General features: G+C 54.3%; 17 protein-coding genes and 1 pseudogene. 6 read left to right on the top strand and 12 right to left on the bottom strand.

From position 1 onward, the window contains the following. The first annotated feature begins 194 nt into the window (after window positions 1–194). Window positions 195–1,184 (top strand): alpha/beta hydrolase, encoded by a 990-nt coding sequence (locus AC1XDK_RS18480; RefSeq protein ID WP_483351439.1) that lies wholly within the window; start codon window positions 195–197, stop codon window positions 1,182–1,184. Between the two features lie 9 nt (window positions 1,185–1,193). Here the strand turns inward: AC1XDK_RS18480 and AC1XDK_RS18475 are convergent, their stop codons facing one another. Continuing rightward, complete coding sequence (locus AC1XDK_RS18475) at window positions 1,194–2,153, bottom strand: ArdC-like ssDNA-binding domain-containing protein (protein WP_483351438.1); 960 nt, start codon at window positions 2,151–2,153, stop codon at window positions 1,194–1,196. 266 nt (window positions 2,154–2,419) lie between these two features. Between AC1XDK_RS18475 and AC1XDK_RS18470 the strand changes: the two genes are divergently transcribed. After that, window positions 2,420–3,067: a hypothetical protein gene (locus AC1XDK_RS18470; protein WP_483351437.1), complete on the top strand. Its 648-nt coding sequence runs from the start codon at window positions 2,420–2,422 to the stop codon at window positions 3,065–3,067. 370 nt (window positions 3,068–3,437) lie between these two features. Here AC1XDK_RS18470 and AC1XDK_RS18465 read toward each other — a convergent pair whose 3' ends face one another. The 3 genes and pseudogenes from AC1XDK_RS18465 to AC1XDK_RS18455 form a co-directional block, all read right to left on the bottom strand. After that, window positions 3,438–3,929, bottom strand: a complete 492-nt coding sequence (locus AC1XDK_RS18465; protein ID WP_483351436.1) for a DUF7995 family protein — start codon at window positions 3,927–3,929, stop codon at window positions 3,438–3,440. A 128-nt stretch (window positions 3,930–4,057) separates the two neighbouring features. After that, window positions 4,058–4,495 (bottom strand): SWIM zinc finger family protein, encoded by a 438-nt coding sequence (locus AC1XDK_RS18460; protein ID WP_483351435.1) that lies wholly within the window; start codon window positions 4,493–4,495, stop codon window positions 4,058–4,060. A gap of 264 nt (window positions 4,496–4,759) precedes the next feature. After that, a pseudogene (locus tag AC1XDK_RS18455) lies at window positions 4,760–4,927 on the bottom strand (transcription initiation factor IIB family protein); the annotation flags it as partial. A gap of 157 nt (window positions 4,928–5,084) precedes the next feature. Here AC1XDK_RS18455 and AC1XDK_RS18450 point away from each other — a divergent pair. The 4 genes from AC1XDK_RS18450 (at window position 5,085) to AC1XDK_RS18435 (ending at window position 8,444) form a co-directional block, all read left to right on the top strand. After that, complete coding sequence (locus AC1XDK_RS18450) at window positions 5,085–6,086, top strand: Cdc6/Cdc18 family protein (protein WP_483351434.1); 1,002 nt, start codon at window positions 5,085–5,087, stop codon at window positions 6,084–6,086. A 52-nt stretch (window positions 6,087–6,138) separates the two neighbouring features. Beyond that, on the top strand, window positions 6,139–6,567 hold the full coding sequence (locus tag AC1XDK_RS18445; RefSeq protein ID WP_483351433.1) for a hypothetical protein: 429 nt from the start codon (window positions 6,139–6,141) through the stop codon (window positions 6,565–6,567). 91 nt (window positions 6,568–6,658) lie between these two features. Beyond that, entirely contained in the window at window positions 6,659–7,954 is a 1,296-nt protein-coding gene (locus tag AC1XDK_RS18440; RefSeq protein WP_483351432.1) for an O-acetylhomoserine aminocarboxypropyltransferase/cysteine synthase family protein, read from the top strand. A 97-nt stretch (window positions 7,955–8,051) separates the two neighbouring features. Continuing rightward, window positions 8,052–8,444 (top strand): hypothetical protein, encoded by a 393-nt coding sequence (locus tag AC1XDK_RS18435; protein WP_483351431.1) that lies wholly within the window; start codon window positions 8,052–8,054, stop codon window positions 8,442–8,444. A gap of 1,113 nt (window positions 8,445–9,557) precedes the next feature. Here AC1XDK_RS18435 and AC1XDK_RS18430 read toward each other — a convergent pair. The 8 genes from AC1XDK_RS18430 to AC1XDK_RS18395 all read right to left on the bottom strand — a co-directional run bounded on the left by AC1XDK_RS18430 (window position 9,558) and on the right by AC1XDK_RS18395 (window position 21,651). Continuing rightward, complete coding sequence (locus tag AC1XDK_RS18430; RefSeq protein WP_483351430.1) at window positions 9,558–9,911, bottom strand: hypothetical protein; 354 nt, start codon at window positions 9,909–9,911, stop codon at window positions 9,558–9,560. Window positions 9,912–10,174: 263 nt separating this feature from the next. Then, window positions 10,175–11,035 carry a DNA-binding protein gene (locus AC1XDK_RS18425; protein WP_483351429.1) on the bottom strand — a complete coding sequence of 287 codons (861 nt, stop codon included), beginning with the start codon at window positions 11,033–11,035 and terminating at the stop codon, window positions 10,175–10,177. A 752-nt stretch (window positions 11,036–11,787) separates the two neighbouring features. Further along, window positions 11,788–12,318, bottom strand: a complete 531-nt coding sequence (locus tag AC1XDK_RS18420; protein WP_483351428.1) for a PIN domain-containing protein — start codon at window positions 12,316–12,318, stop codon at window positions 11,788–11,790. Between the two features lie 9 nt (window positions 12,319–12,327). Next, window positions 12,328–13,059 carry a DUF7437 domain-containing protein gene (locus tag AC1XDK_RS18415; RefSeq protein WP_483351427.1) on the bottom strand — a complete coding sequence of 244 codons (732 nt, stop codon included), beginning with the start codon at window positions 13,057–13,059 and terminating at the stop codon, window positions 12,328–12,330. Window positions 13,060–14,134: 1,075 nt separating this feature from the next. Further along, window positions 14,135–15,640 (bottom strand): primase-associated protein, encoded by a 1,506-nt coding sequence (locus AC1XDK_RS18410; RefSeq protein WP_483351426.1) that lies wholly within the window; start codon window positions 15,638–15,640, stop codon window positions 14,135–14,137. Next, window positions 15,637–16,536, bottom strand: coding sequence for a bifunctional DNA primase/polymerase (locus AC1XDK_RS18405; RefSeq protein WP_483351425.1), 900 nt, complete (start codon window positions 16,534–16,536; stop codon window positions 15,637–15,639). Before AC1XDK_RS18405 ends, AC1XDK_RS18410 begins: the two co-directional genes overlap by 4 nt. Window positions 16,537–16,538: 2 nt before the next feature. Beyond that, entirely contained in the window at window positions 16,539–20,756 is a 4,218-nt protein-coding gene (locus tag AC1XDK_RS18400) for a hypothetical protein (protein WP_483351424.1), read from the bottom strand. Window positions 20,757–21,402: 646 nt separating this feature from the next. Further along, window positions 21,403–21,651: a hypothetical protein gene (locus AC1XDK_RS18395; protein WP_483351423.1), complete on the bottom strand. Its 249-nt coding sequence runs from the start codon at window positions 21,649–21,651 to the stop codon at window positions 21,403–21,405. Window positions 21,652–21,760: the final 109 nt, after the last annotated feature.

The raw sequence follows: 21,760 nt of genomic DNA, 5'->3' as shown, positions 1-21,760 counted from the left end.
GGATTTAGGTCCGCCTAAATCATACAAAAACGTTCCGACTTTTAGGCCAGCCAAAAATCGGCAATCTGTGGGGCACAAGTCAGTGCAACACATCCGAGGATTCTCCGATGTGTCAGTGGAGCTCTCTCGTCTTCCCCCGCATCGCCACCTTCCGGGGGAAAAGCGGTTAGTATCGACCGTCCGAACGACCGCCAATGCAAGCTACTGAAATCGATCCAGAGGCGCGGGCGGCGGTCAAACGTCAAGACCGGCTTCCGCTCCCGCACAGCCGCCGCGGACTAAAACTCCTCCGCCTCATCAGTCGGGTTGCGATGCGGATACAGAACCGAAACCCGCCCGATGTCGGCGCGACCGTCGACAGAAGCATTCCCGGTCCCGCGGGCGAACTCGACGCCCGTCTCTACCTTCCGGACGCGGACGGGCCGTTCCCCACGGTCGTCTTCTTCCACGGCGGGGGGTTCGTCCTCGGGAGCATCGAGACGCACGATTGGCTCTGCCGTCACCTCACTCGGGAGAGCGGCTGTGCCGTCCTCTCGGTCGACTACCGGCTCGCTCCGGAACACCCCTTCCCCGCGGCGGTCGAGGACGCCTACGCCGCCGTCGAGTGGGCGGCCGCGAACCCGGATGCCCTCAATGGAACTGGGGACATCGCGGTCGCGGGCGACTCCGCGGGCGGGAACCTCGCTGCCGTCGCCGCCCTCATGGCCGCCGAACGCGATGGCTCCAGTCCCCGTGGAAACGAGACGGAAACCAGTGAGTCGAAAAAGAACACCTCCCCCGAAATCGCCTATCAGGCGCTCATCTACCCTGCTGTCGGCGTCGAGGAGGGCCAGCAGTCCGTCCAAGAACACACGGGTATCGTCCTCAGTAAAGCCGATATAGAGTGGTACGACCGTTGTTATTACGTGAACGAGATCCACAAGCGCAACCCATACGCCGACCCGACGAACGCCGCCAACCTCTCCGGTATCGCACCGGCAACCGTCGTCACCGCCGGATACGACCCGCTCCGAGACGGTGGGAAGAGATACGCCGAACAGCTCGTCCACGACGGCGTTCCGACCCACTACGAGAACTATGACGACATGGTCCACGGTTTCATGACGTTCCGAGACGTCGACCGAGCTCGCGAAGCCATCGCCGATGTCGGTGACGACCTCGCGGATGCACTTGGCGTGGATTGACTAACAATATCACGTGGTCGCTCTCGGTCCGCCACGGTCAGGTTTTGTTTCGAGTACATCGAAAATTTTCGCTGCCGTCGTCTGGATTCGTCCAAGTCGATTGTGAATCGCGTCCGAATCATCGTCCTGCCATGCTGCGAGGTAGAACGCTGAGCCACTCGTATCCAACCCGACGTATCGACCAACGATGTACGCGACGGCTTCCGCCTCAACTTCACGTTTCGATCGCTCACACTCCTCGTCGACATCGAAGTGCAGCAGTGCGTGCGCGTATTCGTGGATCAGTGTCACCGTGAGATCCGCCTGACTTACCCGATCTTTCACCTCCACGATTGGCTGAAGATTGTACAGACTCCGCTGTTTACAGATCCCCCTTGCCTTGCCGTGTTCCCAGTCGTCAACGTCAACGATACGAACTGTCACATCGAGCTCATCGGCTGCCTTCTGAAGGGCAGGAACGAGATTTTCGGCATCTCCAGTCGCCGCAGTCTCCAAGTCAGGAAGTGGGTCACCCTCTGTCTGAGAAATATTGAAGACAGCAGTGGGTTTGAATCCGACGAGTCTGTTCGACCACGCATCAGGTGGTGTTTCGTCGTATAGACACTCGCTTTGCTCGTGGTAACTGGGCGAGTTCTCACATTCAGGACACTGCTTTGTAATGATCGGCGCCCAGATCCAGATTCCGTTCTCGCCTTCCTGGACGTGGCGGTCGAACTCGGTTCGCCAGGTGTTGTACCCCGCGACCTTCGTCGCGTTCGGACACTGAAGAGTAATCAAGAGTGTGTTCCGATGGGAGTAGTTGTGGAATTTCGACTGGACGTCCAACCACTCTTGGAACTGTTGACTCGCTCTGGCCTCATCAGTCAAGGCAGTGAGATCGTCGATCCACTGTTCAATCGTGCTGTGCATTTCGTCACGTCGGGTGTCGAAGTCGTCGAATGACACCGCAAAGTTGGTACTCAAAGCCATTATTTTCGAACACGGACGCTTTTCTCGAGCGCTCCGCACCCCTCTCGGGGGATAAAAATCGCGTCTGTGCTCCACAACTAACGAACAATTGGCGATCTGCTGTTGAACTACAGACAGAGCAGGCCGAGTATCTCGGAGTGTGACCGCACGGCGCTTCACGGTCGAATCATGCAGTAGCCACTGCAATCCACGGAAGTATGAATGAGAACACGTTGATTCTCCCAACAATGGGTTTAAATATAAACCGTTGAATGATGTAGAGTAGTGTGACAAAGACGGTCAGCTCCGACGAATCCTCATCCACCGCGACGACCGAGAGTGACGCTCCTGACCAGGACGAGAAAGAACTCTCCGATGTCGAAGCGTTACGGATCGCTCGTGAGGAATCGCGTGCAGTGCTTGATCATCGGGTAACGGATATCAACGCCATGGATGATGCAGCGCTGCGGATTGGCCGCGTTGCCGTGGTTGTACTCGGGATCATTCTCTCTGGTGCTGGACTCATTGGAACTTCCCGGATTACATCGATGCCGACTAGTGTGCTCATACTGTTTGGATCGGGTATTTTTATTCTTCTTCTCACGCTCCTCGTCTCAATTTTGACCTATACTGACTCTGAGCTTGATGTCGGTATTGATTCGACGTGGCGCGAAGAAGTTCGAGAGGAAGGCTATAGTGAGAAAGAGTGGCTTGCTACGTTACTCGAAGGATACGACGAGTGGATTGGAGTCCTTCAGCAGGAACAATCGGCAAATCGGTACCAACTTCTTGTCACGCAGTTGTTACTCGTCACGGCACTCCTGCTCCTTTTTCACGGCCTTGCCTTCCTTACGTGGGGGACGAATGGATTTCTTGGACTACTGATCCTCGTCTCGGGAGCCCTAGCTTTATCTGGCTTGAAGCGGAATATTTGAGTAGAACAATAGAACCATGGTTCAATCCCCGAAAACTGGCCGGAAATTGGGCTCGGAACGCATCGATAAAGCACCGAGCTTCCTCCGAAAATTGCTCGGTAGTCACACCAATTCCGCGACTGATGGTTCGGACCAAGAGTAACGTATCTTCTCCGTCGTTTACCTGAATTACGGAGACTGGAGTCTCTTTCCTCATGAAGTGAATCCCGTCGAATAGTCACAACCATGCAGGAGCGATGCAGGGGACGTTCATTCGGATGCTCTGCTACACCTTCCAAGGAGCGACAAACCACTCTAATGCTTCTCAACCAAGCAAAAAGGATAGCTCTGTTAGACACTCATGGGATGAAAATTCGCTGCAATTGTTTGCTCAGTAGTGGACGTCCGCCGGGATGATCCACAACTGCTCGTCAGCAGTGAGCACATGCTCGAGGTGTTCACGATTGCGAATCGCATCGCCGAATTCAGTGTATAGGTAGAGCGACGGGCCACGATACGCGCCGAGATTGTAACAAGCGTGGCGGGCGAGATCTTTGTCGTGCATGAGTTCATCGTCACTGAACTCGGTGACCGCCGTTCTCACTCGTTCGAGATTCCGTTCGAACTCCTGTCTGGTTGCCTCCCAGTCACGTTCTAAGAGTTTTTCGCCGTCGTCTGAGTCGACTGGTGCGACGACCGGAAGGTCGTCCCACCGAGCCTTGCCTGCGACGGATGACCGCTCATCATCGAATGTCACGTAGTAGTCAAAGATTGCAGCATTGTCAGGACCAGCGCCGATCAATCGGTCGAACGCCGCTTTTCCGGATGCAAGTGCAGTATCTTTAGTCGATGCTTCTACGAGTGCGTAAATTACTTGGTGCATATGGTCACCTCGCCGACACAGTGGTTCGACACAACTCTATCACACAACACCTCGTTTGTGCGCCGGCACCCATCGCCGGCGCTAATAAAATCACTCTGCGAGAGGAGCAGATTCACACGTGATTCGCCCTACTTTTCCGGGAGATCGTGACGCCCGGATCGCACACAGGGCCAACATGGAAAGCCACCAAGCCCATCGCAGTCACAGTCTGCTGGCTGATCCGTGTCACTGTCTTCTACATGGATTTCAGATTCCTTCTCGATTTGTGTCCCGCCGTCTGCAACGAGGGAGTTGTCTGTCGCCGCTTGCAGGAGTGGGGTTCGAATTGCGATGCCAATCCGATGTTTGCATGCTCCTTCGTACCGAGTATCTGCAGGACACTCACAGGCAATCGGTATCCCGTCGCGAACGGTGACGAGATATTCATGATCGGCCGGATTCGCGTGACTCGTATTGCGAACGAGAACACCCCTCGTTTTGAGTGAAAATTCGAAGGCTTCGTACTGGGCGCGCTTTGCAACTCGCTTCGTGAACGTCAATTGGGATAGGACGTTGTTACTGGACATACTCGCTCCACGAGGCACGCAGTGTGCCCCGCACCCCTCGGGGGCAACAAAAACACGCTCTCGACGCTGTAGCACGGGATCTCTCGTAGCGAGGGTCGAAAGGAAATTAGGTCGATCAATTGAATCGGTAAATCGCGATTCCGTCATGGTTGCATTCCGGACACTCGCTCGTTTCGACCTCGACCGTGGTTCCACATTGGCGGCACTCAGCAATGACAGTGCTGTGTGATCGGCCAGTGAGTTGCATCAGGAGGTCTTTCATGCGAACTCTGGTTTGTGATTGGCTCGTTGGTCGATGACAATGCCACAATCCTCACAGACTGTTTCAATCACGTTGGTGGTGACCAGGCCGTCACATTCGGGACATCCGGTAGTTGGTTCGCTCGGTACGTCTTCGTCGAAGCCGGTTGCGTAGCTGTCGCTGCGTATCATCGAAATCATTCCTCATCGAGACGCTCCTTCTAGAACGCCTCGCACCCCTCAGGGGGCGAAAAAACTCCCTGTAGTACTCTCATCCATACGTATTGGAAGAATCGGAAACCACCCACTTCCGTTTATCATCGTAAGCATAGAATCATGCTGTCAAACGATGATTCAAGATGCTCGGGTCCTCCAACCACAGTTCATTCCCAATGAGATCGAGCATCGCAACCAAGAGATCAACGCACTCTCGAACACACTCAAGCCGATTATGGACGGCCAGCCCGGTGAAACGTCGCTTTTGCTCGGGCCGTCTGGTGCAGGAAAGACGTGTCTCGCCAACTATACGGTCGAACGCTTGCGTGAGAATATCCTCGATATCAACATGCAGTACGTCAATTGCTGGCAAGAGTATACGCGATTCCAGGTGCTCTATCGAATTCTGGAGGGCATCGGCAACACGGTCGACATTCATCGTCGATCAACGCCGAAAGACGAACTCCTCGACAGGCTCCAAGGATATGACGGCCCGCAGTTTGTTGCCATTCTTGACGAGGTTGATCAACTCGAAGACAAGAGCATCCTGTATGATCTGTATCGGATGCCGAACATCACGATGATTCTCATTTCGAACCGAGAAGAAGACGTATTCAGCCAGCTCGATGATCGCCTGACCAGTCGGTTGCAGACCTGCGTTCGCATCCCCTTCGAAAAGTACCACCTTGAGGAACTCGTCGCGATCCTTTCCGCTCGCGTTCACTGTGGTCTTTCGGAAGGGACAATTGGAAACGAGCAATTATCCCTGATTGCTGATGCCGCTGCCGGGGATGCACGAGTTGCGATTGGCATTCTCAGAAACGCCGCCCGGCGTGCAGATCAGTCAGGAACAGACCACATCACAACCGACATCGTACACGAGGCAGTACCCGATGGTCGTCACGAAGTTCGCCAGAAAACTATTGACCAACTCAACCCCCATCAGCGCGTCCTCTATGAGATTTTGGACGAACAGGGGAAACTTGACCCAGGCGAATTGTACGAGGCGTACCAAGAGCGTGTCGACGAGCCGAAAACGAATCGGACGGTTCGGAATCATTTGAAGAAAATGGAGCACTATCGGCTCGTGATTGCCGAGGGAAAGAACCGCGCTCGTACCTACCGCCCCCGTTGATTGGTTTCTCTTGAGTCCCGAGGCGATTAATGCGTTCGCGAGGGAGATTCTCTTGGAGACGAAGGCAGTGCTTGAGGAGCATGGCTGGCGCATTGTGCATGGCATCGTCGATAGCGTGTGGGTGACACCGATCGAAGGCGGGGAACAGACGTCGTTTTCGGAGCTTGTCTCGGAGATTTCTGAAGAGGTAGAGATTCGGCTTGAGCACGAAGCGCACTACGACTGGATAGCGTTTGTGCCATTACGTGATTCGGATGCTGGTGCTTTGACGAAGTACTTCGGGAAGGTTGCAGGTAAGAACGTGTATAAATATCGGGGCATCGAGTGTCGCCAGCGAAGTTCGCCGTCGTATATCGACGATGCGCAGAAAGCGTTGATTCGAGCAGTCGATGAGTATCGTGACCCGGAGGGGTTTGTGAGGAATTGCAGTCGTGGATTGATTGGCTTGAGCGTGGAATGGTTGATCCGAATGAGTTGGTGACTCCGGTTGGCAGCTCACAATGTTGTCAACGATTTCGGCAAGCTTTCCCTTAATACATCCACATAATATCCCAGATCTCTTTTGGGAATGCATGAGCGACGATTCTACTGATAGTTCATTCGCTACTGACTCACTGCACGCCGGTCAAGACCCTGATCCTGTGACTGGGGCACGAGCACCACCACTCTACCAAACCACTTCCTACGTTTTCGAAGATGCCGAAGATGCAGCAACCCAGTTTGCGCTCGAAAAGCCCGGCTATATTTATTCTCGATTGATGAATCCGACCCTTGAGACACTACAAGACCGACTTGCCGCTCTTGAAGGCGGTGTCGGGGGTGTTGTCACTGCATCTGGGATGGCTGCGCTGAACCTCGCAACGTTCCTACTGGCAGAAGCTGGCGACAATATCGTCACAGCCTCCTCATTATACGGAGGTACATACACGTACTTCACCCATTCAATCGAACGCCGAGGTGTCACAGCCAAATTCGTGGACACACTCGACTATCAGGCATACGATGAGGCCATCGACGACGATACTGCCTATGTCCATCTTGAGACGATCGGGAATCCAGCCCTCGATACACCTGATATCCAGCAAATCGCCGATATCGCTCACGACCACGGCGTTCCCTTACTCGTCGATAATACCTTTGCGACACCCTACCTCTGTCGTCCACTCGAACATGGCGCGGATCTTGTCTGGAACTCGACCACAAAATGGCTTCACGGCTCCGGTACTACCATTGGTGGCGTGATTGTTGATGGTGGCTCATTCCCTTGGAGCGATTACCCAGAGAAATATAGTGAGATTGCTCAAGATAACCCTGCATATCATGGTGTCAACTTCGCGGAAAAATTTGGAGATGAGGCGTTCACATACGCTGCGATTGCCCGCGGACTCCGCGATCTTGGGAACCAACAAGCGCCCTTCGATGCTTGGCAAACCCTACAGGGACTTGAAACGCTTTCCCTTCGGATGGATCGTCACTGCGAGAATGCAATGGCAGTAGCCGAATATCTCCAAGACCATGAGGATGTTGCGTGGGTGAACTACCCCGGGCTAACCTCCCACGAAACGCATGAAACGGCCAGCAAATACCTCGAGGATGGCTATGGTGGCATGATCACTTTCGGTCTCGCGGATGGATACGACGCTGCGCGAAAAACCGTTGAATCGACAGAGCTGGCAAGCTTGCTCGCTAATGTCGGTGATGCAAAGACACTCATCATTCATCCAGCTAGTACAACCCATCAACAGCTTACAGACACTGAACAGGCTGCTTCCGGCGTCACTGATGATCTTGTTCGCCTTTCTGTGGGTATTGAAGATCCTGGACAGATCATTGCTGATCTTGAGAACGCTATTGACGCCGCCACATAGACGGCTCTTGTCGTTTCGATACCGAGTCGATAATCAGAAGGGATCGACAAGTGGTTTAATATCGATGATACACAGAAAGCGCTGATTCAAGCGGTGGATGCGTATCGAGATCCAGCGGCGGTTTGTAAGGAAGTGCAGCCGTGGGGCGGTCGATCCGAATGAGTTGATAATCACGAATCGGGTTTCGAAGAAGAAGGAAGACTACACACAATCGACACGAAGTGTGGCGGCACTAGAGCGGGCAGCGGATTTGGGGTTAGCGCGTGCGCCAGGGCAGAGCGTGTCGTATGTGGTGGTGGATGACGGGAAGGGCTCGCGAGAGCGGGTGATGTTGGCGAGTGAGGAGTTAGACGAGTATGATGTCAGGTTCTATCGGGAGTTGTTGGTTCGTGCTGCGGCGAGTGTGGTATCGCCGCTTGGGTGGCGTGAGTCGGACATTGAGGAGGAGTTAGGGCAATATACCGAGTCCAGTTTGGCATCATTTGGTTGAGAAACACTGAGCAACGACCTTGTTGAAATCCTCTATCGGTGACAAGTTTCAGTAACGCTGCTGAATAGAGAGCGCATCTCTTTCAACCCACATCCACTGGTTGTTGAGTTCGTGGTGCGAATTGATCGAAGAGTTTCCTCTCAAATACAGAAGGTATTATCGAGAGCGTGCGAACTACAGGGTATTGGGCGTTACCACAGTATCCATCAATGGTAACACATTAATTACTAAGTAAAGGGTAGTCATCCTGAATCAGTAGACAGATGGGGGACTCAAACGAAATTCCACGACGAGAAGTACTGATGAAAGACCGGCGCGCTTGTTGGCGGATTGGCCCTGGGTAGCATAAGTATCAGTGAATCTGTAGAAGCAGAGGTTATCTCTTGTGACCTAACGGTTTCACCACAGACAGTCGCTCCCGGTGAAGAACTTACAGCAACACTGTCTAGTCAAACTCCTCTTGCACCCCTGTTAAAAATTGATTTCGGGGATGGTGCATCTGTTGTCACTGCAGATACAGACCCAGGTAATAATACTTTTTCATTACCACATTCTTACTCCTCTTCGGGAAGTTATACCGTTCAGGGTACCGTTGTCCCTCAGGAAGACGGCGTTTGTACCAAGTCTGTTACTGTTACTGTTGGTGAACCGGCACCGGGCAAGAGCGGTGACGCTCCCGGCCATAATACAGTCGAAGTTTGTCACAAGGGAACAACGATAGAAGTACCGCCAACGGCAGTGGATCGACATCTTGCGCACGGGGACACAGAAGGCTCGTGTCCAGAGGAGTAAGTCTCGTTTTAGAATTGCTTCATTCACGCTCTCTATTCAGCACAGTATCTCTGACAGCGGCTGGGGAAGTCATTACACCTATGCTACATACAGGGCGCGTATCGGTCATGCTACTTGTTCGACCTTGGCGCCACATACAGACGGTGTCCCACACCAGAGATAGACTTATTTTTCCGGCGTCGTGACACGTGACCGATGTCGAACGATGATGCAGGAGTGGAACCACGAACCACCGTCTATAACGGTGTTGGAGTTCCGTCAGTGACACCTGAGAAAGAGCGGGATTATTGGCCAGAATTTGAGGATGGCACAAGCGCAGCATTACGCCGTCACGTCCAACATGGCGATGATGTCGTCGTCGTCGGTGGAGGACGGGGAATTACGACCGTTATTGCCGCACGGATGACGCACTTTGAGGGGACGGTCACTACGTACGAAGCGAACTCCGAGATGGTGACAACCCTTCGACGTACTGTCGAAGTCAATCGTGTAGCGGATCTCGTGTCGATCGAGCACGCCGCTATCGGTCCCGTTTCTGATCGTTCTGTGAAGATGTTCGGACCGAATAACGGCGACCCCCGTGATCTGGCGTGCCTCCCGTCCTGCGACGTTCTGGAACTTGACTGCGAAGTCGCTCACGGGTTGTGAGAGTAGTATCCTTGGACATGCTTGCATGGGGTCACGTCGTTCTGTACCCTCCGCCCCTCCGGGGGCACAAAAACTCATCTCCCCTGACAAGATTTCTTCCCCTGCCCTGAGTCCTCTTGAGCATGGCATCCACAAGAGTGAGCATTGTTGGGAGATGCTCAAATGTCGTGAAACATCTAGGTGTAGGGTTGTGGCTGCGCGCACAGCGTAGCGAACACGGAGCGGAGGGTGGGGCGGCGGGGCTTGGGTCGGTCCGGTACACAATAAAAAAAGAAGCCCATGCTACCCGACTATTCCCACCAACGATCGCGCTCAAGACTGTGAATACCGCTCCAGCCAGTCACTGCCACCGAGACACGCCCCTCGTACCAGTTCTTTGCGACTGACCGCAACTGCACGGTTTCACCCTCTCGAACCATCGTCTTCTGCGATGCTCGCCACACGGTGAATTTGATACGACCACTCTCGTCTTCGATCAGTCCAACTTGCTGGATCTTTGGACTGCCAGGAGTCCACAGCTGGGTAACTTGCCCCTCAATGCTTACCTCCTTCCGATTCACGTCTTGCACATCCGCAATCGGAATCATCTGACCGGGGGCCGTCCGCAATTCCTCGTACACACCCACAACTGCACTCATCACACCTGTTCCATCCACGATGCGTTCAGCTAATCGCCGACTGATCGCTGCTCGCGACCACCCATCGAGTTTTGTCGCTAACCGCATCGCCTGTTTGTTCACTGCCGCCAACTCCTCCTGAGCCAACTCTTCACGAGGATCTCCTCTCTCCGGGTCGCACCACGGATCCACGCTTGCCGCCCGCTCCTGGAACGCACAGCGCCGCTCTTGACTCACTGCTTTCGATGCTCGCCGACACTGCGCTTCTCGCTTCGAATCTTGTGATCGATCCCATCGCTCACGTGTTCGTGTGATTTCTGTCTCTCGTGCCACCATCCGCTCTTCTGCCGCCAACGTCAGTCCGCGTCCAACTCCATCCGGGTGATTTGTATCCACTTTCCCTTGGATCGTCTGCTCAACCGATGGCCGCAGCTCGGGTGTTTCCGTAACACCCTCGAATTGTTCCGCTTCGTCACATTCAATCGCCTGTTCGTCAACCGAAACTATTTGACCGATCGTGTGTTTGCTACTCATTGGAATCACTCACACTGTGATTTCGTCCGAAGGCGCGTCTCCTATCGCGTCTTTTCCGACACTCGCTCCTATATGAGTCACAACTCTACACTGCACAACTCAATCCGACTCCTGCGCGCTCGCTTGCGCCTTCGCGAGCGTCCCCCTGGGCGCGAAGCGAGCGCGCGTTTTCGAAGGGACCTAACCAGCACCGCGCGGCGACCCGCCCGGCGCGAGCAGCCAGCACACAAGCCGGTTTCGTGTCCGTCGACCAGCGGGAGACGCAACCGACAGCGTGCTTGGTGCTGGCGTCGAAACCAGATGCCCGGAACGGCCGGAGGCCGCATGCCCGGACTGGTCGGTCGCGAGCGACGCGGAGGGCGGAACGCGGCGAGCGGGGCGGGCTGTTCACGAATCACCAGTTAAACAGTGAGCACCAAATCTCGACTACCCGAATAGGGCGGGATTGAAAGGGGCCGTGCGCTCGTCGAGCGAGCCGACGTAAGCACCGCAACAGAGTGAGGAGCGCAGCGAGACGCAGCCGGCGAGCGTGCGGGGGCTTTCGAGGCTATTGGCCGCGGAAAATCGCTCACTGCATTCGTCTCTATACTTAGCCGAGTATCGTCTGTTGTTCATTCGATGACTGTCGACTCCAAACCCCTCCCTGTCGCCTGGTGTGCAGACATAATGTTCCCCCACCCTGATTCTACTCTCCAGCTGCAATCACATCGAGAACAGTATCTCAATGCTAGCATCCCCCCAATAACAGTCACTCAAATCAGCCGCAGTGAATCGCCGGGATCATCGCCGATGATATCTGCTATCCCGTACACGGAGATCGCATCTGTGTACCCTTGTGCGCCAACAGCCCGTTCAACACCTTTCCTGGCTGGCTTATCATCGGTAAGCACAATAACGCCGGCCGTCGACCGATCTCGAAGGTATTGAATGGCCAACCCTGCAAGAATCGTATCCGCCTTCTCAACCTCATGCTCCGGTCGGCCAGTCTCATTCGCAATCGTTCGTCTGGCGATATCGCTCGCTGCGACGGCATCTCCGTCCGTTGGTGCTGGGGCGTCGATGACCTCAGCCCAGCCCTCATCAAGAGCACGTCGGACACGATCTGTCTCTGGCCCACCAATCTCACCAATAACACGATGAGGTAGCTTGAGCACGACGCCAGCGGTCTGCACCGCTCGTCGGAATCGTTTGTACCGCGGGTTTGTTGGATGTCCGATCGCGATAAAGATGTTCGCATCGACGAGGACATCCGTCTCTAGGGACAGCAGCGTATCTTGATTCATCTATCGTGCTTACTCGTCGTCCAGCGACGGTTCGACCGGCGACGTCTCCATCTCCTCAAGATCAGGGAGGTCTATCTCATCATGAACATCTGGGAACAGATAGTCGAAGTAGGGATCGTGGTCACGGCCGACAGCAAGGGCTGGCACGAGAGCGTACACGATGAGCATTGCTTCCGTCTCACGGACATCGATATCACTCCCAATCATCCGCTGTGTTGTTTTCCCTGCGAAGTGTAGACCAGCCCCGCGCAGCGCCGCGACGAGCTTGCCGATCCCATATCGATCGACGAAATATTCGACATCTTCGTCGACTTCCTGCAGTGCAAAGGCATGCAGCACAGTCGGCGTAATGATGATCGGGAGGTGCTTCTCGATGAGCACAATCGGATCGGCAGTCAACTGCTGAGGACGGGTTGATTCATCACGCTTTACGAGACCGAGTGCCACGAGCCGGTCGACATATTCGTACGTCGTCGATTTGGATAGCTCGAGTCCGTCCATCACCTCCGGTGGCGATACGGCCCCCCAATAACAGATGTATACATAAACACGGGTGAGAGCTGGGTGGTTGAGGAGTTCAACGACAGTTTCTAAGCCGGGTGCGTTTTGTGCGAGTGCTTCCGGGGCAAGCGTTTCCTCGTTCAGTGCGTCAGTTGGTGGGTCAAGCGTGTCAATGCCTCCATCTGGGAGGATCCGACCGGAATCGGGTGTCTGAGTCATAGTTACTAGTCCGAAGTCCATGTACTTCAGACTACCGCTGATTCCAAGGGAGTATACTTGGCTTCCTACACTTCTTTCTGGACAGTCAGTCGATAGCAATGGAGGGGGTTCGTGAGCGAAGTTCCCGCGAATGAAACGAGCGGGAGCACGGAAGACGAACGAAGTGAGTCTTCCGTAGTGAACGAGGGCCAGCGAGACGCAGTCTCACGTGGCCGCGGGATGCCGAACGGTCAAGGGCTTTCTGTGAATCTCACTCATCAGCTTCATTTGCGGTGTCGTCGAATGCGTCTGAATGTGCGGTGAAAATTCACGCTTTGGGGTCTGTTCTCAGGTGCATCCATATCTGGTAATTATTCTGATAGAAGACGAGAAGAGGTCGCGATTTCGTACTGGTTTCCCAGTCGAGTACCACTCGATCTATTCTCTCATAGCATCCTCTATTGACCGCCAGTGAATACACGCACTCTTCACAAATCATCTAAACTCTGAAAACTCGATTGAGGGAATCCAGTGGTCACTATCACATCAGTACCATCCGCTGTTTGACTACTCATTGTTCTTCCGTGCTGTCGAATTGCTATTCCGTTTTCAGCGTCTAGATTTCTCGGCTCACCTCTTCTAGATTGCTGATAATTCGGCAATTTACTGTGATTTCTTGTTCCGCTTGCTTTCCCCCGGTCGCGCTAGTCCCGTTTGTTCTTCGTACCCCCCTCTTTCTTTGGACGATTTTGGAGGTACGCAAAGCCTTGATACTAGCGGAGAAGTCATACAAACTGGATTAAGCTGTTCTAAGGGCGTAAAATCGTGTTTGCAAATCAAAATCGAACCGCAAAATGATGAATATAGTGTTTGAGAGGCTCTATGTGCCAAAATCAGCATATCAGGTCTGAAGTCCATTCATGTTCGACATGCTATATGAAAAGCATCACAAATCCTATATGAAAAATTCAGGGTTAAAACCGCTGAAACTGCCATTCTTTCGGGTTAGAGCCGTTAAATCGTGTTTGCAAAATCTGGGTTTCGATGGAGTAAAAAGCGAGGTTGAATAACACTATGAAATCTGGTAGAATGGGTGATTCAATCGAATGAAATGGACTTAGTTGAGGGAAGTTTCAGACCGATTCTCAAACTGATCATACATCTCATCAGGAAATGGAAGACTGCCATAGATCGAGTACGAACATTGGTCGCACCCGATGCAATAGCGCTGCATATCATCATTCGAGCAATTCATTGGGAGGGGGATCTCACCGCCAATATCATTGTTGAGTTCGTACCGAATCTGGTACTCCGTAGTCTCCTCATCATACCACGACCACCGGGCGAACACCTCTTTCATATCATTGACGAATTCTGCTGTACTCGCGTCTCGATACTGGGGCAGCCACCACGCCATTCGCACAAGATTGTAGAGATCTTTCCGAACGGGTTTCTTCTCGTGAAGCCGCTCATCCATCGCCGCTAGACAGGGGAGTTCGAAGAGATCCTCGAGACCATCAACGTGGATCGGTTGTGCGCCGTCGCTATACTGACGGAGCGTATATTGGTTCAAGCGATCGCTTTCGACAGTGACGCTTGGATGATCTCGGTTCGTAGAGAGAATCGTTCCGAGACTGCGCGGCGTCGATATAGAGTCACACACATGTTGCTCCCACGATCGCTCCGGGTCGTACGCCTCGAGGGCGGCATAGAGTTCGCGTGCGGTATGTGTCTGGCCGAGTTGGGCAACATCATCGTCCACCGCGTGGACAGCGTTAATGATCGTCCGGAGTTGCTGTTTCTGGCGGCTCCAGTTCCGCCAGATCCGGTGCGTTTGCCCAGCGGCGAAGAATCGGTCGATCCGGTCGGTAATCGCCGACTCGTTCGCGGTGAGCCAGCTACGTTGCTCTGGCGTGAGCGCCTCTTCCTGCGCCGCAAGTAACCGTGAGAACGCGTCCTCGGCATACGACCGATACTTCTGCATGAAATCCGAGACAGGGACGTACAGATGGTTGTCTGCGACGTGTGCTTGGATCTCGCCTTGTTGATCGCCATCACGATCCGTCCGTGCCAAGCATTTCCGTGAGGCAGCAACAAGTGGAATCTCAAGATAGTAGCCTCCGCTGAACTCTGGACGTGTCGTAATGTCTGTACAGACACGTCCCGAGTGGGGGCCGTCTTCACTCGGTTCTTTCGCATAGAGAATTTCGGTGATCTCCTGGTGAAGGGTGAAATCATCATACTCACGAATGAGCGAGGCGATATTGTTCACATAGAGTTCCCGCAAATCATCGAGGAGTGCGAGGTGACGCGGGGGTGTCTCCTCGAGTTTCGGGTGGTCCATGATACAGACCGCGCCAAGGGTTGCAAGAACGGCGAGCATTCCCGAATCACTAACATAGGGCCGCTCTGCGGCCTCCCGGCGTTTACTTGGCGCAAATGCATCGCACGTGAACCGCTCGATATCTGCAAGCAGTTTCTCAGTTTCTTGCGTATCATCGACCGTCCACCGCTGATATCCACGTTCGAACAGTTGTGTGAGTTGGACCTGGCCTTCATCGCGGGGCAGTGCTGCCACTCGATACGCCATGTATTCGTCGTTCAGTGGAGTCTTCCGGCTCATGGTTCGAGAAAACTGGGGGCGGCCTCGGTTCGAAAGTCAAAATCCGGACTGTCAATAGGTTGGACGACACGCGAGATATCAGCGTGGAGTGAGTATGGCAGGCGCATCACCCTGCGGCGGTCGGCCGTGACAACGGGATCGATTGGAATCTCGTACTCTTCGAGCAGCAGGTCGTTGATCACCTCGCGACTTTGCTCGTCGTAGCGGTGCTTATGGTCGGTATCGAGCAGGTAGATATGACTGCCTTGCCCCGAGTAGACCACCAACGTCTCCGTGGCCGCGAAGTCGTCCTCGAAGATTTCCTGAACGATGAATCCGTATTCCAGGGCGTCCTCAATGTCCGTGAACGCGTACGGGTAGCCTTCGGGTGCACTCTCGAGAATACCCGCTGCTCGAAGCTTTTCAGTCTCGACATCGTCGTCGTCGGTCTCACCAGCGGTGCTTTCACGGGAAGTGCGCTGTGCTGCGATGTCTTTTGCGTCGATATCAACAGCGAGCACCCACGGCCGCTCCCAGTGATCGAGCGCATAGTAGACGGCCTCGGGACGTGGCTCTGGGCGTTCGAGGAGATCCGGATCGGCGAGTGCATAGTCACTCCCTTGAGCGGGGTCGTATCGTGCGGGATACTGGACGAACTCGACGAGATGATCCTGTGAATTGAACTGCTGGTTCGTGCGGTCGCTGGATCTCTTGGTCTGCCACGTATCGCGGCGGATGAACGACCGCTCGGGGGCGTGCTGCTTCCGGATCGGGTATGGCTCGCGGAATGCGATGGCGTACTGCTTCGGTCCATCGACGGTCACGAATGACGGTAGCGTGTCGACGTACTCGGGAAACGTCGCTGTGTAGTAGGTGTGAAGGTCCTCACGTATCGCGGGTCGCCATGGTGGGGGCATTGTTAGTCGAAGACCTCCGCTTCGAGACTTCGGAACGTGTGGAGTGCCGTCATCCCCGGATCGTCGTATCCGCTGATCGCTGCACGAAGCGAGCTAATCGTCCGTCGTTGAGTCGAACTCAGCGAAAAATCGACCTTCCCGGTGTCGGTAAGTGTCTCGATTGCATCCAGGATGAATGCTTTATCTTCACCGGCCCATACGGCAGCGGCGTCGACGCTCGCTAGCTTCTCGTAGTCCGCAACCAACGCATCGGAATTATTGCTCGGGGTTTCGACCTCACCGACCCAGATGAGGTCGTCTGCGGTGTCGAAGCCAGCGACGTCGAAGACTGTATCCTCCCAGTGTTGATAGTAGACTTCCGTGCGGGCGACATCTTCTTGTTGGGTGAGCCAGGCGTCGAGAAAGACAACTCCAGCCTTGTGCGGCGTTTTCTCACCAAGATCGCCGACACCTGGACCGGCCTCTAGCGAGCGATCCAGAAACTGCCGCCCAGCTGGCAATACGGTGTAGTATTGCTGGCGGAAGGAGCGGTGTTCCTCGAGAAATCCTTTCTCTATGAGTGCCTCGACGTCGAGATCAGCAAATGGTTCTTCGAGCACAGTCATGCTCTCTTGGAGCGAATACTCGTCGAGCTGGTGGTTCATTGCATCCAGTACGAGCTCGAGAAACGCTGCCTCATCACGCATTACTCCTTCTGCCCGAAGCGTTGCGTCTGGAACATGTGTCGTTGCGTCACTGAAGCGCGTCGCTGTGCCGTCATCGGACGATTGGGGTTGTTCCGTTTCGAGGATGGCTTCTGATTCGTCTTCGTTACCATCCGTGGGCGGTGCAGCGGCAGATACCTCAAGCGATGTAAAGTCTTGGAGCGAGATTTCAATGCCGTAGTCTTCGGCATGGGCAGCGATTTTTCGGAGTCGATCAAGAAAGTCACTCGTGGAGTCAGTCGTCTTGTGCGCTCGACGAGCGGCAACGAAGACCTCGTCTTTCGACGCAAACTGACAACAAGCGCTCGCTCGTCGTTTTTCAGCGTCTGTATACTCAGTGCCACAGAGAGCACAGACGTAGCAATCGGTCTCCGTATCGTAGTGGACGTGTTCGGAGAGTGCAGCATCATCCGGTCCGTCTCCCGTGTTCTTCGTGTCTCTCGGCTCTTCGTCTGCGTCTGTGGTTCCCGCCTCTCCTTCGCTACTAGGTCCATTCTGGGTACCCGTTTCTGTCTGCTCGGACGATGTGGAGTTCGGTGGGTCGTCGGGTGGTGACTGCTCCGTCGTCGGAGCGCCGAACATGGAAGCGCGTCCGAAATCCTGTTCGTCACTCGGTCGGTCGCTGGCTGGTGTATCTTCTATGTCCGATTCGACCTCGCCGTCTGCAGCTGTGCCTGTGGCGTCACTCACATCGCTTCCACCGAAGAAGGGTGTCTCGGCTGGAGTGCCACCGTCGGCGGCTTCAGTGACGGCAGTGTGCTCTTGAGACCCGTCTGTCTCTGCAGTGTCCTCCTCACCCATCTCTGCAAGCGTGTCCCGTGCATCCCCGTGCCCGATTCTGCTCGGACGATCGGGGATGCTGCATTTGGTCTGGGTTCGTCGTCTGACCTGCGGACGGGCCATCTCCTCGAAGAGGTGGCGTGCGTCACCGGCGAGTGGCTCATCACTTTCCGGATGCCCTTCTGGAATGGGTAAGGGTGCGAGTGAGAATGTCGTCGGATCGGTTTCGCCAAAGCCGGGACTTGGGAGTTGCACGATCCACTCGCCTGACGGCAACCGTTGTATCCGCTTGCTGAGATCTTGTTTGGATAAATTCTCGTGTGCCATCGATTTCGCGAGCTCATCGTCAACCTCGATGTTCCCGATGATTTTCGTCTTCACGTTGTTCAAAATCTCTTTGTACGGTCGATTCGACCGACTGTGATCGTTCACTTGATCGGGATACTGCATAATCAGGCCAAGGCTCACGCCGAATCCTCGTCCTTGAGGCAAAAACTCCTCATAGACGAGTTCGGAGGTCGCAACCGCTGCCGCTTCTTCAATGATGACGTTCGCAATCTTCTCGTCACTCGCCATTGGTTCTTCCTCGTCTGTCCTGCTCTCATCGGACCATCCCTGCGCCGCATCCCAGAGGTTGCTCAACAGAACCATCGTCAGCGCGTTGCGCGAGTCAGTACGCAACTCACCGATATCGAACAGAATCACTGCATCGTCATCGAGAAAGTGCCGAAAGTCGAAGACGTTCTCAGTGTATTCGTTGGCTTCGTCGTCCCACTCGGAAACGTGATTGAAGATCTGGTAGAGGTGCTCAAGTTCGACCAGTTTGTTCAGTCGATTCGCAGCCCCGCCCATTGACTGCTGGAATTGCGCCTCGTCCAGCTGACACTGTTGGAGTAATGCCCGCTCGATGTGAGCATTCTCTGCACAAATTTCCGGGATGATGCGTTCATGGTGCATCTGATAGACAGCCTCAATGAGCGTATCGAGACTAAACGCATCTTGTCCGTACTCCTTGTCAAACAGTGCTTTGATCAAGAACGTCAGGATCTCGTTCGCGACAAATGCTCGACCGTGCGTTTCTGTCCCGAGAATCAGCCGCATGACTTCATGGAAGTGCTCGACGGTATCCTGTATTGCATCTTCACGGCGGCGGCCCATCGCAAGCTTAGGACGGATATCGAAAAACGAGAAGGCTGGGAGCATCTCCGGCGCATCAAAGTGATAGACGTTGTCCAACGTGCCGAATTTCGCGTAACGGGCTTTCAGATAGTTTTCAACCATCCCATCGCCTTTCGACTCGAGCAGCACCGTTGGCCCGCCGACGTGCTCACTCAGTGTCAACATATCATTCAAGACGCTTTTCGACTTCCCCGAGCCAGTCGAGGCAGCGCGAAGATAGTGGGTGACGAGCGTCGATATGTGGACGTACACCGCGTCATCAAGGGGTTGGTTTCGATCTTTGAGCGGCAGACCAATCGCCATTCCAGGTGCTGATAACCGGTCTAACATCTCCGGTGCTGGCAGTGACAACGGCTGGCGGAGTCGCTCTTTGCCGCGAGTCCCACGAGCGCCCTCAGTGGTCAATCCATGGGCACTCGGTACAGCCACGAAATTGGCGAGTTCGTCTGCATTCAAAATAATCTCTGGGCGCGTCCGTCCGTTGCGTGAAATCTTGAGTGACCGATCGAGCAGCCGTTTGAGCTCCTTCTTCGCCGGATCGCGAATATTGGTCAATCCTTTCGTGAGACGCTTCCCGCCGAGTTCATAGTGTGCTCCTTCGAGATGATTGAACGCGTTTACAAGCGCGTCGACCTCACTCTCCACCGTTCCGATCGTCGTCTCGGTGGCGTCCGCGGGTGGTATCCCCGCTGCACGCATGTTTACCAGAAACGTCTGGGACGGGTTTTTCTGGTCGATGAGTGTTAGGCGAGAGGCCGTCCCACTACTCGGCGTGTGTAGTGACTGGCCGATATTCTCCCCGACCTGCGGTGCATCTTGACCACGCCGTCGATCACGAATCTCTTCTTCATCATAGCCCCGAAGCGCATCTCGAACCTTGGTCCTCGTGGACTCGACGATCCCATCACGTTTCTTCTGAATGTTCTCCTTGCGAGTGTTGGCCGCTTCCTCCCAGTCTGCATACCGCGTGAAGAGTACTTGCAACACGGTGGGGGCACTCGCGTTCGCAAGCCGCTCGACCGCCGTTGCAAGTGGGGCTTTCGCCGATGCATTGTCACCTTTATGTGTCGCGTGGAGCTGTGAATACTGTTTTAATGGTGTCATCCAGTCGCCAGTGCGCGTTGCAATCCCCCGCCATCGGACAGCAATTGGTGGTCTGGTCAACAGTTCCGATCGCGCATCATCGATGGACTGAGACTCGGCTGAGTCTTCATCTTCGTCCGTATCGGTGTTCTCTGTGGACGGCCCGAGAAGTTCCTCGGGAAGCGTGAGTTCTTCCTCTGACAGGTTGTAACTCGCTGGATATGCAGTAGTTAACTCCGAGCGGATTGTCGACAAGAGCGATTCATCAGTGGCACCGAGATAGAAGCGTACCGGCGTTTGATTCCCCTGTGTGAGTGCAAGGAATTCGAACATCGGGGCATTTTTCCGCGGATCATATTTGACCTTCCAGCCAGATTTGAGCTTACGCAGGGCGGCGAGGCGAGAGATGATATCGGAGGGGGTGACACGCTCACGGGCTGGTTCGATTCGAATGTAGCGACGAGTAGTGGTCATGGGTGGTGAATTGATTCTTGTGAGTTGGCGTGTTAGCTGGTGAGGTGAGCGCGGTTGATTCAAGTGATTGTTATATCTTGGACAGTGGAACATCGTACTCCTCGGCATGTCTGGCCGTTGGTAACTACGAAACATCACTTGTGTCGAACATATTTTGCTCGATGAAGTAATCCCACGGATCCAGATATTCGTCAGAGCACATGGAGGAGAAAGTTTCCCCTATGATAAAAATATTGACTTTTATTATTAATAATTTGACTTTCAGATTACGTTAAAAGTCGATTTTAACCTCATTTCTAAGATGTTCTCAAGATATTAAACACTGGATAATGATGCTCTCTCGACAAAATTTGTACTGACTTCGGAGTATTCCATTTGATTAACGATATCTCTATCATAGATCATGTGTGCTGACCCTGTGATTATCATCTACTGTGTCGATAGATGAGTATAGCAGCATGCGATATATCTCTCTGAAAACGCACGGCGACAAAAAAATGACGACACCGGCCGCCAAGCCGATACCCGCTACGTCCCGCATATCCACCGATTCGCCGAGGAATACCGCACCGAGAGTGGCGGCGACGACGAAATAGAGCGCGGTAACGGTCGTCGCGACCGCGGTATTGCCGCGGTGAAGCGCCACTTAGTAGCTGATGGAACCGATACCGGAGAACAGGCCGCCAGCGACGGCGAACGCGACCCCCGAACCCGATAGGGAGAGGGGGGCGGATTGGGCGGTGATGTATACGATTGCGACGCCGACGCCCACGGTGTAGGAGATGGCCATCGCCACTTCGGGTGCGAGCGTTCGGGTGGCGAAATCGGCAAACACCGCCCAGACGCCCCACGCGAGCATGCCGACGAGGGCGAAATATATCGCGGTTCGAACCATGCCGTTCCGGAAACCGGCCACCGACGAAGACCTTCGGGTTCCGGCCGGACAGGCAGTGCCAACCGAGGGACAGTTACCGCCTGATTCGAGTGCAGGAGAGGTATAACAA

The organism is Haladaptatus sp. HS23, from assembly GCF_056892285.1.
The sequence above is the reverse complement of the archived record's forward strand: the minus strand, read 5'-3'. Positions and strand labels throughout refer to the sequence as shown.